The organism is Alcaligenes sp. Me129 (genome assembly GCF_050487245.1).
GTDB classification, from domain to species: domain Bacteria; phylum Pseudomonadota; class Gammaproteobacteria; order Burkholderiales; family Burkholderiaceae_B; genus Alcaligenes; species Alcaligenes phenolicus.
Map to the genome: position 1 here is coordinate 182,572 of NZ_JBKQGX010000007.1, position 14,083 is coordinate 196,654.

General features: G+C 57.2%; 13 protein-coding genes. All 13 read left to right on the forward strand.

Annotated features, from left to right (window positions below; all coding sequences use genetic code 11):
- The first annotated feature begins 83 nt into the window (after window positions 1–83).
- The 13 genes from ACLPGZ_RS09820 to ACLPGZ_RS09880 all read left to right on the forward strand — a co-directional run bounded on the left by ACLPGZ_RS09820 (window position 84) and on the right by ACLPGZ_RS09880 (window position 13,977).
- Window positions 84–1,007 (forward strand): fumarylacetoacetate hydrolase family protein, encoded by a 924-nt coding sequence (locus ACLPGZ_RS09820; protein WP_009463820.1) that lies wholly within the window; start codon window positions 84–86, stop codon window positions 1,005–1,007.
- Between the two features lie 15 nt (window positions 1,008–1,022).
- The gene (locus ACLPGZ_RS09825; protein ID WP_042484948.1) at window positions 1,023–2,051 is read left to right on the forward strand and encodes a carbon-nitrogen hydrolase family protein; all 1,029 of its coding nucleotides are present in this window, start codon (window positions 1,023–1,025) and stop codon (window positions 2,049–2,051) included.
- Window positions 2,052–2,296: 245 nt separating this feature from the next.
- On the forward strand, window positions 2,297–3,085 hold the full coding sequence (locus ACLPGZ_RS09830) for a cyclase family protein (protein ID WP_088451603.1): 789 nt from the start codon (window positions 2,297–2,299) through the stop codon (window positions 3,083–3,085).
- A 330-nt stretch (window positions 3,086–3,415) separates the two neighbouring features.
- A complete protein-coding gene (locus tag ACLPGZ_RS09835; protein WP_115634869.1) occupies window positions 3,416–4,384 on the forward strand; it encodes a PDR/VanB family oxidoreductase in 969 nt (322 codons plus the stop codon).
- A 23-nt stretch (window positions 4,385–4,407) separates the two neighbouring features.
- A complete protein-coding gene (locus ACLPGZ_RS09840) occupies window positions 4,408–5,742 on the forward strand; it encodes an aromatic ring-hydroxylating dioxygenase subunit alpha (RefSeq protein ID WP_254003235.1) in 1,335 nt (444 codons plus the stop codon).
- Between the two features lie 2 nt (window positions 5,743–5,744).
- Entirely contained in the window at window positions 5,745–6,227 is a 483-nt protein-coding gene (locus ACLPGZ_RS09845; protein WP_009463815.1) for an aromatic-ring-hydroxylating dioxygenase subunit beta, read from the forward strand.
- A gap of 19 nt (window positions 6,228–6,246) precedes the next feature.
- Window positions 6,247–7,878 carry an AMP-binding protein gene (locus ACLPGZ_RS09850; protein ID WP_042484938.1) on the forward strand — a complete coding sequence of 544 codons (1,632 nt, stop codon included), beginning with the start codon at window positions 6,247–6,249 and terminating at the stop codon, window positions 7,876–7,878.
- 4 nt (window positions 7,879–7,882) lie between these two features.
- On the forward strand, window positions 7,883–9,067 hold the full coding sequence (locus ACLPGZ_RS09855) for a thiolase family protein (protein WP_429641166.1): 1,185 nt from the start codon (window positions 7,883–7,885) through the stop codon (window positions 9,065–9,067).
- Window positions 9,064–9,465: a Zn-ribbon domain-containing OB-fold protein gene (locus tag ACLPGZ_RS09860; protein ID WP_083055164.1), complete on the forward strand. Its 402-nt coding sequence runs from the start codon at window positions 9,064–9,066 to the stop codon at window positions 9,463–9,465. The genes ACLPGZ_RS09855 and ACLPGZ_RS09860 overlap by 4 nt, the downstream gene beginning before the upstream one ends.
- Before the next feature lie 21 nt (window positions 9,466–9,486).
- Window positions 9,487–10,218: an SDR family NAD(P)-dependent oxidoreductase gene (locus ACLPGZ_RS09865; RefSeq protein ID WP_009463811.1), complete on the forward strand. Its 732-nt coding sequence runs from the start codon at window positions 9,487–9,489 to the stop codon at window positions 10,216–10,218.
- A 771-nt stretch (window positions 10,219–10,989) separates the two neighbouring features.
- A complete protein-coding gene (locus tag ACLPGZ_RS09870) occupies window positions 10,990–11,493 on the forward strand; it encodes a TRAP transporter small permease (RefSeq protein WP_009464436.1) in 504 nt (167 codons plus the stop codon).
- Between the two features lie 15 nt (window positions 11,494–11,508).
- Window positions 11,509–12,798 (forward strand): TRAP transporter large permease, encoded by a 1,290-nt coding sequence (locus tag ACLPGZ_RS09875; RefSeq protein WP_021447142.1) that lies wholly within the window; start codon window positions 11,509–11,511, stop codon window positions 12,796–12,798.
- Between the two features lie 141 nt (window positions 12,799–12,939).
- Window positions 12,940–13,977 carry a TRAP transporter substrate-binding protein gene (locus tag ACLPGZ_RS09880; RefSeq protein WP_063689941.1) on the forward strand — a complete coding sequence of 346 codons (1,038 nt, stop codon included), beginning with the start codon at window positions 12,940–12,942 and terminating at the stop codon, window positions 13,975–13,977.
- Window positions 13,978–14,083 lie beyond the last annotated feature (106 nt).

Consider the following 14,083-nt stretch of genomic DNA (forward strand, 5'->3'; position numbering starts at 1 on the left):
AACTTATTTGGACGGCCTGCCAAGGCGGGCCGACCCGATTTATTCAAGCCATCTGCACAAGATGGCCCAATCTGGAGATAGAAATGCGTCTTGTAACGTACCGTAGTGAAGTTGCTGCCGCTGGCCGCTTGGGTGCCATTGTGGGCGATCTGGTGGTTGACCTGGGTTACCTGGGCGACGCCACAGGCCACATGCTGCCTGACAATATGCTCGATTTCATCGACCTGGGCCCAGCCGCTGTGACTTCCACGGCTCGCTTGCTGGAAACCTACGCCGACGATATGCCTTTTGGTGTGGCGCTGCCTCTGGCCAACGTCAAGCTGTTGGCTCCTATCCCACGCCCACGCAAGAACATCTTTGGTATCGGCCTGAACTACGTGGAACACGTGGCCGAATCCAGCCGTACTCTGGACACCTCCAAAGAGCTGCCCAAGCAGCCCGTGATTTTCTCCAAGCCACCAACCACCGTGGTTGGCCCTGGCGATGCCATCGAGCACAACAAGAACATCACTCAGCAAATGGACTGGGAAGTTGAACTGGCCGTGATCATGGGCACCCGTGCTCAGCGCGTGGCCAAAGAAGACGCCCTGAAGTACGTGTTCGGTTACTCCGTCATGATCGACGTGAGCGCCCGCGACTGCCGTCGTGCCGGTCAGTGGATCTACTCCAAAGGCCAGGACACCTACGCTCCTTTCGGCCCCGTGATCGTGACCGCTGACGAGCTGACCGACCCGCACAACCTGAACCTGAGCCTGACTCTGAACGGTGTGACCAAGCAAAGCTCCAACACCAAGCACATGCTGTTCAACGTGAACGACCTGATCGCTGACATCAGCGCCGGCATCACGCTGGAACCCGGTGACATCATCGCTACCGGTACCCCAGAAGGCGTGGGCGCTGGCCGTGATCCTCAAGAGTGGATGTGGCCTGGTGACGTAGTGCACGCTGTGGTTGAAGGCATTGGCGAACTGCGCCACCCCATCGTGGACGTCACCCCCCAAAACTAAGTAAAGGAGAGCATGATGCTGGAATTGCGTCAGTTCAAGGCCGCCGCCGTTCAGGCAGCGCCCGTGTTCCTGGATACGAATGCGACTATTGAAAAAGTATGTCGCCTGATCAACGAAGCGGCCGATAACGGTGCCGAGCTGATCGCCTTCCCCGAAGTGTTTGTATCTGGCTACCCCTACTGGAGCTGGGTGATGAACCCGATCGACGGTAGCCCGTGGTTCGAGCGCCTGTGCAAATCGGCCATCGAAGTGCCCGGTCCCGAGATCCAGAAGGTTGCGCAGGTTTGTCGCCAGCGCAAGGTCAACGTGGTGTTGGGTGTGAACGAGCGCAGTCCCGTTGGCATCGGCACCATTTACAACACGCTGGTCACCATCGGCGCTGACGGTCGCATTCTGGGCCGTCACCGCAAACTGGTTCCCACCTGGGCTGAAAAGCTGACCTGGGCCAACGGCGATGCGTCCTCGATGCGCGTGCATGACACCACTATTGGCCCTCTGGGTGCCTTGGCTTGCGGTGAAAACACCAACACGCTGGCTCGTTTCAGCCTTTTGTCGCAAGGTGAACTGGTACACGTTGCCAGCTACATCGCCTTGCCCGTGGCACCGAAAGACTACGACATGGCTGAAGCGATTCGCCTGCGTGCTGCTGCTCACTGCTTTGAAGGTAAGGTGTTTACGGTTGTGGCTTGCTCGACGGTTTCCGAGGAAATCATCGAAGCCATGTCGGCCAGCCATCCTGAAGCACGTGATCTGCTGGCTCGTCCCAACAGCGCGTTCTCGGGCATTATTGGCCCCGATGGCCGCGTTCAGGGCGAAGCACTGATCGACAAGGAAGGCATTGCCTACGCCGACATCGATCTGTCGCGCTGCATCCAGCCGCGTCAAATGCACGACATCACTGGTCACTACAACCGTTTTGACGTGTTTGACCTGCGTGTGAACCGCAAGGCACTGACGCCCGCCCGCTTTTACGAAGGCGACGCAGCGTCCCAGCCAGACCTGAATCCTGCCGAGTTCTCCGTTCTGGACGACAAGGAAGTGTAAGAAGGTTCAAGACGGTCCCTTTCCCCCAGTGGATTGGGGCCGTTTTTTGACGGGTCTCTTTGCTCAAGCGACCTGCTCAAAAAAACCGCCGTGGCCTTGCCGCAGCGGTCCAAGATGCAAGCTGCCTTTGTAAGGAAGGCGGTGCCGGGCCTGAAGGAGCGGGCTGTTTTAACGGCTGGTCCCTATCCTGCGCCATGCAGGGCAGGCAACGATAACGACGACATAAGACCCAAGTAGGAGATGAAATGAGCGACACGAACCCATTGGCAGCCTTTATCCAGGCGATCGACAGCAAGCAGGTCCGTTTTGTGGATCTGACCCAGACCCTGTCTCCCAGCTTCCCCGCCTTGCAACTGCCCCCCCAATTTGGCCAGACTGCCGGTTTCTCGATTGAGCGCATCAGCCAATACGACGAAAACGGTCCAGGCTGGTACTGGAACAACTTCACCTGTGGCGAACACACCGGTACCCACTTTGACGCGCCTGCGCACTGGATTTCCGGCAAGGACCATCCAGACAACACGGTCGACACTATTCCAGTCGACAACTTCCTGCGCCCTGCCGTGGTGGTTGATGCTTCCGCTGAAGTGGCCCAGAACGAAGACTTCATCCTGACCTCCGAGTTCCTGTTGAACTGGGAAGCCAAGCATGGCCGTATCCCTGAAGGCGCCTGGGTGCTGTTTCGCACCGACTGGTCCAAACGCGTGAACGACGCCGAGGCCTTCCTGAACATGCGTGAAGACGGTGCTCACACGCCTGGCCCAGCTCAGGAAGCGGTAGAGTGGATGATTCACGAGCGCAAGGTTCACGGTTTTGGCGTTGAAACCATCAACACCGATGCTGGCCAATCCTACTCCTGGCCTATTGGCTACCCTTGCCACACCCTGATGCACGGTGCCAACCGCTACGGTCTGCAGTGCTTGTGCAACCTGGATCAGCTGCCCCCTCAAGGTGCACTGATCATGTCGGCCCCTCTGAAGATTGAAGGCGGTTCCGGCAGCCCATTGCGCGTGGTCGCACTGGTTGCTCAGTAAGTAGAAAACGGTGGGGAAGTGGCAGAACTGTGTACCATGCGGTTCTGCTGTTTTCTCACCTAGTGGTTTTCCATTATATTCGGCAGTATATATTTATCCGTAAACTATTCATCAATAAAATAAATTCACAAAAGAATGAATAGAGATCCAGCCATACAGCCAGTCTTGGTGTCAGGCAGCCGGTTTTAGCGGAGACAGTAGACGAGCCTTACGCAGCCTTTTTCAGGTTACGCGATACCGTCCCATTGCCCCCTGCGGCGCTACATCATGCCACGGCTTGGCCTTTTTGGCTGGGTAATTGATGTAGTCATGCTCAATGGTAGGCACATGATGGATACTTTTGAACTCGTTATCCGGGACATCCAGAACGCATCCCCGCTGATTCGCAGTTTTACGCTAGAGCCTGCCCAGGCCGGTTCCCTGCCCGCGTTTGCGCCGGGTTCGCACCTGCAGGTACAGATTCCTGATCTGAACGATCACCGCTGCTATTCCCTGATTTCGCTGGACGCCGACACGGCACAGGGCCCGACCTGTTACCGTCTGGGCGTGCGCCTGGAAGACAACAGCTCGGGTGGTTCGCGCTTCATGCACAGCCTGAAAGTAGGCGATACGCTGCGCGTGGCTGGTCCCAAGAATGATTTCCCCTTGCATGCTGCCGCTGAAGGCGAAACCGAAACCGTGCTGATTGCCGGTGGTATCGGTATCACCCCCATTGCCAGCATGGCCGCTGCCTTGCATCACCAGGGCCGCCCTTATCAGCTGCACTATGCTGGTCGCAGTGTGGAACAGTTGGCCTTTCTGGATGAGCTGAGCGCCCTGTCCGGCCCGGCTCTGCGTCACTACGCGGACGACAGCGAAGGCCGTTTCTGCCTGAATACCCTGCTCGACGGTCTGTCTAAAGACCAGCACATTTACGTCTGCGGCCCCAAAGGCATGATTGATGCCGTGATCGAAGCCTGCAAGCAACGTGGCTGGCCTACTGACCATGTGCACTTCGAGCTGTTTGTGACGGCTGCTCCCCAGGAAGGCGACCAGCCTTTTGAAGTGGAACTGCGCCAAAGCGGCGTGACCCTGCAAATTCCCGCTGACAAGACCATTGTGGACGTGATGGAAGAGCAGGGCCTGGACCCCATGATCGACTGCAAGCGCGGCGAGTGCGGCGTCTGTACCTGTGATGTGATCGAAGGCGAGGTTGACCACCGCGACTACTTCCTGAGCGATTCGGAAAAAGCCAGCAACAAGGTCATCCAGATCTGTATTTCCCGCGCCAAGACCCCGCGTCTGGTGCTGGATCTATAAGCCCAAGGGCGACGGAGAACATGATGGAAAAGTATCGTGATAATCCCCAGGCCATCCGCGAATTGGTACGCGAGGCCGAGGTCCACAAGGATTTGTACATCAACCAGGAGCTGTTTGAACTGGAGATGGAGCACTTGTTCGTCAATACCTGGGTCTACGTTGGCCATGCCAGCCAGGTGCCCAATAAAGGCGACTTCTACACCACGACGGTCGGTACGGAGTCCGTCATCATGGTGCGCCATACCGATGACAGCATCCGTGTGCTTTACAACCGTTGCCCGCACAAAGGTGTGCAAGTGGCGGGCGAGACCTGTGGCAACACGGGCAAATTCTTCCGTTGCCCCTACCACGCCTGGACGTTCAAGACGGACGGCTCCCTGTTGTCCATCCCTTTGAAGAAAGGTTACGAGAACACCGGCTTTGAATGCACCGAAGGCAGCAAGGGCATGGCCGCGGTACAGAACGTCAAGGTGTACCGCGATTTCGTGTTCTGTCGACTGGCCGATGAAGGCATTGGCTTTGAGGAATTCTTTGGCGAGTCCCTGAGCACCATCGACAATATGGTGGATCGCTCCCCCGAAGGCCGCCTGGAAGTGGCCGGCGGCGTGATGCGCTACATGCACCAGTGCAACTGGAAAATGCTGGTCGATAATCAGACCGATACCTGTCACCCCATGGTGGCGCACGAGTCCTCGGCGGGTACGGCGGTTAAAGCCTGGGAAGCCGCCCCTCCAGGTACGCCCAAGCCCATGGCGGTCGAGCTGTTTGCTCCTTTCATGTCGCCTTACGAGTTCTACGAAGGCATGGGCATTCGCGTGTGGGAAAACGGTCACGGCCATACCGGCGTGAGCAATTCCATTCACGCTGATTACTCCGAAATTCCGGGTTACTGGGACCAGATGGTCGAAGCCTACGGTGAGGAGCGCGCCAAAGCCATTTTGGGCGATACGCGTCACAACACCTGTTATTTCCCCAACATCATGGTCAAGGGCCCGATCCAGACCTTGCGTTTGTTCAAGCCGCTGGCCGCTGACAAAACCCTGGTGGAATCCTGGACCTTCCGCCTGGTGGGTGCACCTGACACCTTCCTGGAACGCACCCTGATGTACAACCGCCTGATCAACGCCCCGACCTCCATGGTCGGTCACGATGACCTGGAAATGTACGAGCGTGCCCAGCACGGTTTGCAGTCGCGTGGTCGCGACTGGATGAACCTGGCCCGTCTGGTGGAAAAAGACGAAGACCAGCAAAAGAACGTGGTGATCAACGGCACCAGCGAAATGCAGATGCGCGCCCAGTTCCGCGCCTGGTTGAAGTTCATGCTGCCCGAGCAGCAGGCCAAGAAAGAAGAGGAATAACCATGAGCGAAATCAGCCGTCAGGCCCTTATCGATTTTGTGTATGCGGAAGCCCGCCTGCTGGATGAGCAGCGCTACGAGCAATGGCTCGACCTGTTCACCGAGGATGGCTACTACTGGATGCCGCTGGTGCACGATCAGCAGGACGCCCGTTTACACGCGTCCCTGATGCACGAGGACAAGCTCTTGCTGCGTATCCGTGTGGAACGTCTGGCAGGCCGCCGTACCTTTTCCCAGCAGCCCAAGAGCCGCAGCCATCACCTGCTCCAGCAACCCACTGTGGAAAGCATGGACGAGGAAAAAGGCGAATACACCGTGCGTTGCGCCTTCCATTACACGGAAACGCGTGGCGACAACCAAGATATCTATGTGGGTTGGAATACCTACACCCTGGTGCGCCAGGACGACGCCTTGAAGATCCGTCTGAAACGGGTGGATCTGCTCAATTGCGACGCGCCTTTCGGCAATATCCAGTTGTTTATGTGATAGGACAGGAGAATTTTTGATGGCCAACACCACGGTCTACCAGGCTTTTCGAGACACCGCCCAGAAATGGGGCGACAAGCCCTTTGTATGTACCCTGCCTGAGACCGCCGAGATCTACGGTATTGAAGCGGGCGAGCTGACTTACGGTCAGGCTCTGGAGCGTATCGACGCCTTGCGCGCCGGTTACGCCGCTGCTGGCTACGGCCACGGTCACCGCGTCGGCATCCTGCTGGAGAACCGCCCTGTGTTCTTCCTGCACTGGTTCGCACTGAACAGCCTGGGCGTGTCGATTGTGCCAATCAATCCTGATTTGCGCGCTGCCGAGCTGGAATACCTGATCGGCCATTCGGAAATGATCATGGCCATTGCCCTGCCCAGCCGTCACCAGGATCTGGTGGAAGCGGCTCAGCGTGCCGGTCAGCCTTTTGCCATCATGGCCGATGGTGATGTACCTCCGATGGTGGAGCGCGCCGCCTCCCGTTCCTGTGACATTCCTGATGAAAACAGCGAATGTGCCTTGCTGTACACCTCCGGTACCACAGGCCGCCCCAAGGGCTGCATGTTGGCTAACCAGTACTTCCATTATGCTGGCGAGTGGTATCGCGACATTGGTGGTTTGGCTTCGCTGGAGCATGGCAAAGAGCGCATGCTGACTCCGCTGCCCCTGTTCCACATGAATGCGATGGCCTGCTCGACCATGGCCATGATCAAGACCGGCGGCTGCCTGATCTCCCTGGACCGTTTCCACCCACGCAGCTGGTGGGATTCGGTGCGCGAATCCGGCGCAACCGTGGTGCATTACCTGGGTGTGATGCCTGCCATCCTGATGAAGGCCGAGGCCAGCGAAAAAGACCGTCAACACAATGTGCGCTTTGGTTTTGGCGCTGGTGTGGACCGTGGTCTGCATCCTATTTTTGAAGAACGCTTTGGTTTCCCTCTGCTGGAAGCCTGGGCCATGACGGAAACGGGCGCCGGTGCCAGCATCATCGCCAATCACGAGCCCCGCTTTATCGGCACCTCCTGCTTCGGTAAGGAAATGCCTGTGGTGGAAGTGCTGCTGCGTAAAGACGATGGCGAACCTGCTCAGGCCGGTGAAAACGGCGAGCTGCTGGTGCGCTCGGCCGGTGACAACCCACGCTACGGCTTTTTCTCCGGCTACTGGAAAGACCCGGCAGCAACCGACGAAGCCTGGGAAGGCGGCTGGTTCCACACGGGCGACATTGTTTGCCGCGACGAACAAGGCTATCTGCACTTTGTGGACCGCAAAAAGAACGTGATCCGTCGCAGTGGCGAGAACATCGCTGCCGTGGAAGTGGAAAACATCATGCAGCAGCACCCGCTGGTGCGCTCCATTGCCGTGGCCGCCGTGCCCGACGCCATCCGTGGCGACGAAGTGATGGCGCTGGTGGTGCCGCACAACCCAATTGAAACCCAGGAACAGCGCGAACAGGCTGCCCAGGAAATGGTGCAGTGGGGCCTGACCCAGCTGGCCTACTTCAAGGTGCCCGGCTACGTTCTGTTTGTGGATGCCTTGCCGCTGACTTCGACCAACAAGATCCAGCGCGGTGAGCTGAAGACGGTTGCTCTGGCTGCGTTGGAAAACCCGGCCTGCGTGAACACGAATCACCTGAAAAAACGTCAGGAGGCCTGAGCCCATGGCCTTGCCGCAAGCAGCCCGTCAGGGCTATGACGATGTGGTGCTGGTCGCTCCGGTGACCATTCCCTACGAGCGCCATTCCGAGCAGACCGCGCATTGGTGGCTGGGTGCGGCATTGGGCCAGTTGCTGGCCCAGTCCGGCCTGAAAAAAGCCGACGTCGATGGTGTGTGTGTATCCAGCTTCACGCTGGGTTCGGACACTGCCGTAGGCGTGATGCAGCATTTTCAGATGAGCCCACGCTGGCTGGACCATATCCCCATGGGTGGGGCCAGCGGTGTGGTGGCCATGCGTCGTGCGGCCCGCGCCGTGCAGTGTGGCGATGCGTCCATCGTGGCGTGTATTGCGGGCGATACCAATCACCGTGAGTCCTTCAAGAACACGGTGTCGGGCTTCTCGCGTTTCTCGCAGGATGCCGTCTACCCATACGGTGCTGGTGGCCCCAACGCCAGCTTTGCGCTGCTGACGGACTACTACATGCGTCACTACGGTGCCACGCGTGAAGATTTCGGCAAGCTGTGCGTCGCCCAGCGCGATAATGCGCTGCGCAACCCGCATGCCCTGATGAAAAAACCGCTGACGCTGGAACAGTACATGGAGGCGCGCGTCATTGCCGACCCCATCCACTTGTTTGACTGCGTGATGCCGTGTGCTGGAGCCGAAGGCTATCTGGTCATGCGTCGTGAACAGGCCGAAGCACTGGGCCTGCCTTATGTGCGTATCCGTTCTTCCATCGAGCGTCACAACGCTTTCCCTGAAGACCCTGTGCAGCATCGCGGTGGCTGGGCCATGGACAAGGATGCGTTCTACGAACATGCGGGCCTCACCCCGGCAGACGTGGATTTCATGGAAACCTACGATGACTACCCCGTCATCAACGTCCTGCAGTTTGAAGACCTGGGATTCTGCGCCAAGGGCGAAGGCCCGGAGTTCATCCGCAAGAACACTTTTACGGTGGACGGCAGCTTTCCCTTCAATACCAGCGGCGGACAGCTATCGGTAGGCCAGGCCGGTGCAGCAGGCGGCTACCTGGGACTGGTTCAGGCCTTGCGCCAATTGACGGATACCGCAGGCGACACGCAAGTGGCCAATGCCCGCATCGGCCTGGTGTCCGGCTTTGGCATGATTAATTACGACCGCGGCATTTGTACTGCTGCGGCCTTGCTGGAACGGGGGCAGTCATGAGCGACACCCAAATCTTGCCACCGGGTGCACGCAGCGCCACGGCAGCCGGACTGACCGAAGCCGCCCAACGCGGCGAATTCGCCCTGCAAGTGTGCCCGTCCTGCGGCACGGTGCAGTATCCCGCCCGCGATGTGTGCGGCCATTGCTTGCACACGACGCTGAACTGGCAGGCCGTTGCCGACACGGGTGTTCTGCAGGCCACGACCACCTTGCATCACAGTAATGAACCCTACTTTCAGGCACGACTGCCCTGGCGTATCGGCACAGTTGCCCTGGATTGCGGCCCTTTTGCCATCGCCCACTTGCCCGAAGGCGGGCAGGCGAACGAGAAAGTGCGCCTGAGTCTGGAGCTGGATGCTGGCGGCGTAGCCGTGCTGGTGGCGCGCCCTGCGCCCTGAATTTGCCTGGAGACAATCAAGATGACACAAGCTCAATACACCGCCATTGTGACGGGCGGCAGCACCGGTATTGGTGAAGACATTTGCCGCAAGATGCTGGATCAGGGTTACACCGTGATCAGCATGGCGCGCAATGTCCTGCCCTGGACGCACGAGCGTCTGCACTGCGTGCAGGTGGATTTGCTGGATGCAGCAGCAACCGAAAAAGCCGCCAAGGATATTGCCGAGCGCTTTGAAGTGACCCACTTCATCCACAACGCAGGCGTGATCTGGCCGGCCTTGCTGGACGAGGTCAAGCTGGAAGACTTGCAGGGTCTGACCCAGATTCACCTGGGTGCAGCCTTGCAGATTACCCAGGCGGTGGTGCCTGGCATGCGCGAGCGCCACTTTGGCCGCATCGTGCTGATGTCCTCGCGGGGTGCGCTGGGTCTGCAAACCCGTACTGCCTATGCCGCTACCAAGGCTGGCATGTTGGGTATGGCCCGTACCTGGGCGCTGGAACTGGCGGACCAAGGCATTACCGTCAACGTGATTGCCCCCGGTCCCATCACTACCAATATGTTCTACGACGTGGTTGAAGCCGGTAGCGAGCGCGAAGCCAAGCTGGCTGCTGCGATCCCTGTGAAGCGTCTGGGCCGTGCGGATGACATCAGCCGCGCAACCATGTTCTTCTCGGATCCTGAAAACAGCTTTATCACCGGCCAGACGCTGTATGTCTGCGGCGGTGCCAGCGTGGGTACGCTGACGATCTGATCGACGGGCAAGGGGACTGCCCGTGATCGCGCTTTGAGTGCGTTCAGGAGCGAGTCCATTTGCTTGACGGCATATAAAACCCCCTTGGTTTTCCAAGGGGGTTTTTGCTTTTGGATGGCACAGCCCCCTTGATGGACTATCTATTCCAGCATGTCTGGCGGCGAGTGTCGTTTAAACAAACGGCTGAAGGGACCGTCTTGATTGGTGGCGGCTGGTCAGCGGTGCCGGGATTTTTTGCTGCCTAAGTTTTTTTCTTTGTCGCAGAGGCCGATTTTGGCTTTTTATCCCCGGTTTTTGGTGTCAAAAGTTGCTGTTTCAGACCTGCTCGCATCGCATGGAAGTATGTCCAACACGTGAGGGGCCTGTTCATTTTCGACTCTTTTTTTGTCACATGAAACACCTGGGCCTGAGGGTTTGGCTACCGGTCCGGATGCTGCCTGATTGCTAGTGGGCTGATTCTTTTATTGCCCTTCTTAAAGCCAATGTTCGCCTGCTCGACATTGCGCCAAGCCAGTACTCGCGCCTGTTCCAGCAATTTTTATCAGCTCTTGCACAGGACAAGCGAGGCAGTTTGTGACCGTATTTCTTGCTATGTGAGATAGAAACCACGATTCCATGATTTTGGATGGAATTAAGGGTTTCTTTCTATTTACCTGGATTTGTTCATCTATAAACTATTTAGAACAGAAATATAACAATGCGCGTCGATTTTTCGAGGTGCATGATGACCCAAAAAACGGGCCTTCGCCGGCCAAAAAGAGTGGAGCTGTAATGAACGACGATCTGCCAGGAATGGAGCTGGTGCGTTCACGTGGAGTAGTACGAGTTGTAGAGACAATTCTGGATGCTGCCTGTGTGGTCATCTTGATCCTGATGACAGGGATCACTACTGTGGACGTGATAGGCCGGTATGTATTTCACGCCCCTTTGCTGGGCGCTTATGAAGCCAGCGAACTCTTGCTGGGTGTGCTGATTTTTGCAGCCTTGCCGCGTGTTACCTGGCACCAGCAACACTTGACCGTCAGTTTGATTGACGCCTGGCTAGGTCCAGTGGCGCGTCGTATCCAGCAATTCGTGATCAATGTGGTCTCTACCGTCATGCTGGCCGTGTTGACTGTCTACCTGTGGAGTCACGCCAACGAGCTGGCCGACTACGGCGATATGAGCAATGCCTTGCAAGTGCCGATTGCCCCTTTTGCCTACATCATCGCCACCATGACAGGCATTGCCACTGTGGCTTCCCTGTTCAAGATTTTTAGCTCTCCAAGCCGATAAAGACGGAGTTTTTTCATGTTGATTTCTATTATCGGACTGGCTGTCCTGCTGGGTAGCTTATTTCTGGGTTTGCCCATTGCTTGGGGCATGTTGCTGGTTGGTACGCTGGGTTTTGCCTTCTTTACCGGCATGGAAGCGGCCTTGACCATGGCGGCACAGACCAGCTACGACACGGCCATGAGCTACAGCTTTACCGTGCTGCCGCTGTTCATCTTGATGGGTAATCTGGTCAATGCCTCGGGTTTGTCCAAGGACCTGTACAAAGCTGCCCACGCCTTTATTGGTCACCTGCGTGGTGGTCTGGCGATGGCCACGATTGTTGCCTGTGGTGCCTTTAGTGCACTCTGTGGCTCCAGTATGGCCACCACAGCGGCCATGGGTCGTGTGGCCATGCCCAATATGCGCAAGTACAACTATGACGATCGTCTGGCTACCGGCAGTATTGCGGCAGGCGGCACGCTGGGCATTCTGATTCCACCCAGCGTGATGATGGTGGTCTATGGGATTCTGACCGAAACCGACATTGGCAAGCTGTTTGCGGCAGGCTTTTTGCCCGGCATGATCGCCATGCTGATGTACCTGATCACGGTGATGATCATTACCGCGATCAACCCGAATCTGGGCCGTCCTGGCGAGAAGGCCAGCTGGCGCGAGCGCTTTGAGGCGACCAAAGGCGTGATGGCCATTACCGTGCTGTTCATCGTCATCATGGGCGGTATTTACGGGGGTGTCTTCACCCCGACAGAAGCGGCGGGTATTGGCGCTGCAGCGACCTTCTTGCTGACCCTGAAGCGTCGTGGCTGGCAGCCTCGCATGTACCTGACGGTGCTGATTGAAGCCGCTCAAACCACGGCCATCATGTTTGCTTTGGTGATTGGTGCGCTGGTCTTTACCAACTTCCTGACCGTGGCTGGTTTGCCTAATCAGTTGCTGGGTTTCATCCAGGGTATTGATGTCTCGCCCATTGTGGTGATTCTGATCATCTGCGCGATTTACCTGGTTCTGGGTTGTTTCCTGGAAACCATGTCCATGGTCATGCTGACGGTGCCTATCTTCTACCCGATTGTGGCCTCTCTGGGCTTTGATCTGGTGTGGTTCGGCATCATCGTGGTGGTGGCTGCTGAAATCAGCCTGATTACCCCTCCGTTGGGTCTGAACATTTTCATGATCAAGAACGTGATGCCCGATGTTCCTTTGGGCACCATTATTCGGGGTGTGACTCCCTTTGTAATGATGGATATCGTGCGTTTGCTCTTGCTGGTGTTTGTCCCCTGGATTGTTCTGGTTGTCCCGAACAGTATGTAAACCCGGCCCGGATGCAGTTGTGATCCGGGCAGCAGTAAAGCCGCCGGGTGTGCAGGTCCAGGACCTGCTTAACGTCCCATCAAGTGGCCAAGACGCCGGGCTGTAGTGGCCCGGCAGCAAAATAATTTACGAGGAGTCGAGATGCGTGTTTTCAAAAAATTGGCCTTGAGCCTGGGCCTGGCTGCAGCAGCCCTGGCACCGACCATGCCTTCGGTTGCGGCTGAAGTTACCACCTTGCGTTTTTCCCAGTGGATGCCTCCAGGCCACTTCATCGTGACCAATATGTTCGAGCCCTGGGCCCAGGAAGTGGAAAAAGCCACGGAAGGTCGCGTGAAGGTGGAGTTCATCAACGCCTTGGGCAAGCCGCAGGCTCACCTGGATCTGGTGCGTAACGGTATTGCTGATATGGGCATGTCGGTACACAGCTACACGGCTAACCGCTTCCCGCTGATCGAATTTGCTGAACTGCCTTTCACCACGGATGATGGCGGAGTGAACTCGGTTGCCTACTGGCGCACCTACGAAAAATTCATGATGGGTGCCAACGAGCACAGGGGCGTGAAACTGCTGGGTATGTGGACCAGCCCTGCCACCGTGATCTTCACCAGCCAGGACAATGTGCAAAGCATTGACGATTTGAAAGGCAAGAAGCTGCGCTCGCCTAGCCCCTTGTTTGATGCCATCGGTAAAGCGCTGGGTATCGTGACCGTGAACGCGCCTGCATCGGACAGCTACGAAATGCTGTCGCGTGGTGTGATCGATGGTATGTACTTCCAGTACGACCAATTGGACAACTGGAAACTGGACAAGCTGGTCAAGACCGCGGTGTCCGTGGAAGGTGGCTTTGGCAAATCCAGCCAGTACATGTTCATGAACGAGCGCAAGTGGAAGAGTCTGTCGGAAGCCGACCGTGCTGCTATCGAGAAAATCAGCGGCGAATGGATTGCCAACGACTTCGGTTCCAAATGGCAGGCTGCCGAACAGCAAGCCATTGAGAAGCACACAGCAGCTGGCCTGAAAACACTGCGCATCCAGGGTGAAGCAGCAGACCAGATGAAAGAGCGTCTGGCCTTTGTTGAAGAAGACTGGATCAAAGCGGCTGACAAGAAGGGCATTGACGGTAAAGCCGCTCTGGCCTACTTCCGCGAGCAGATCAAAGAGCTGAGCGCTGCCAAGTAATACGCAGCAAGAGACACACTACAGTCTTGGCCCCGCTTTCCTTTGGGAGAGCGGGGTTTTTTTATGTTTTTGGGAGGGGCTGTTGTGAGGGCAAAGGATAGGCAGC

Coding starts and splice junctions, on each gene's coding strand:
- ACLPGZ_RS09830 (WP_088451603.1), top strand. CDS start 2,297: ATGAGCGACACGAACCCATTGGCAGCCTTTATCCAGGCGATCGACAGC.
- ACLPGZ_RS09820 (WP_009463820.1), top strand. CDS start 84: ATGCGTCTTGTAACGTACCGTAGTGAAGTTGCTGCCGCTGGCCGCTTG.
- ACLPGZ_RS09845 (WP_009463815.1), top strand. CDS start 5,745: ATGAGCGAAATCAGCCGTCAGGCCCTTATCGATTTTGTGTATGCGGAA.
- ACLPGZ_RS09860 (WP_083055164.1), top strand. CDS start 9,064: ATGAGCGACACCCAAATCTTGCCACCGGGTGCACGCAGCGCCACGGCA.
- ACLPGZ_RS09880 (WP_063689941.1), top strand. CDS start 12,940: ATGCGTGTTTTCAAAAAATTGGCCTTGAGCCTGGGCCTGGCTGCAGCA.
- ACLPGZ_RS09865 (WP_009463811.1), top strand. CDS start 9,487: ATGACACAAGCTCAATACACCGCCATTGTGACGGGCGGCAGCACCGGT.
- ACLPGZ_RS09835 (WP_115634869.1), top strand. CDS start 3,416: ATGGATACTTTTGAACTCGTTATCCGGGACATCCAGAACGCATCCCCG.
- ACLPGZ_RS09875 (WP_021447142.1), top strand. CDS start 11,509: ATGTTGATTTCTATTATCGGACTGGCTGTCCTGCTGGGTAGCTTATTT.
- ACLPGZ_RS09870 (WP_009464436.1), top strand. CDS start 10,990: ATGAACGACGATCTGCCAGGAATGGAGCTGGTGCGTTCACGTGGAGTA.
- ACLPGZ_RS09855 (WP_429641166.1), top strand. CDS start 7,883: ATGGCCTTGCCGCAAGCAGCCCGTCAGGGCTATGACGATGTGGTGCTG.
- ACLPGZ_RS09850 (WP_042484938.1), top strand. CDS start 6,247: ATGGCCAACACCACGGTCTACCAGGCTTTTCGAGACACCGCCCAGAAA.
- ACLPGZ_RS09840 (WP_254003235.1), top strand. CDS start 4,408: ATGGAAAAGTATCGTGATAATCCCCAGGCCATCCGCGAATTGGTACGC.
- ACLPGZ_RS09825 (WP_042484948.1), top strand. CDS start 1,023: ATGCTGGAATTGCGTCAGTTCAAGGCCGCCGCCGTTCAGGCAGCGCCC.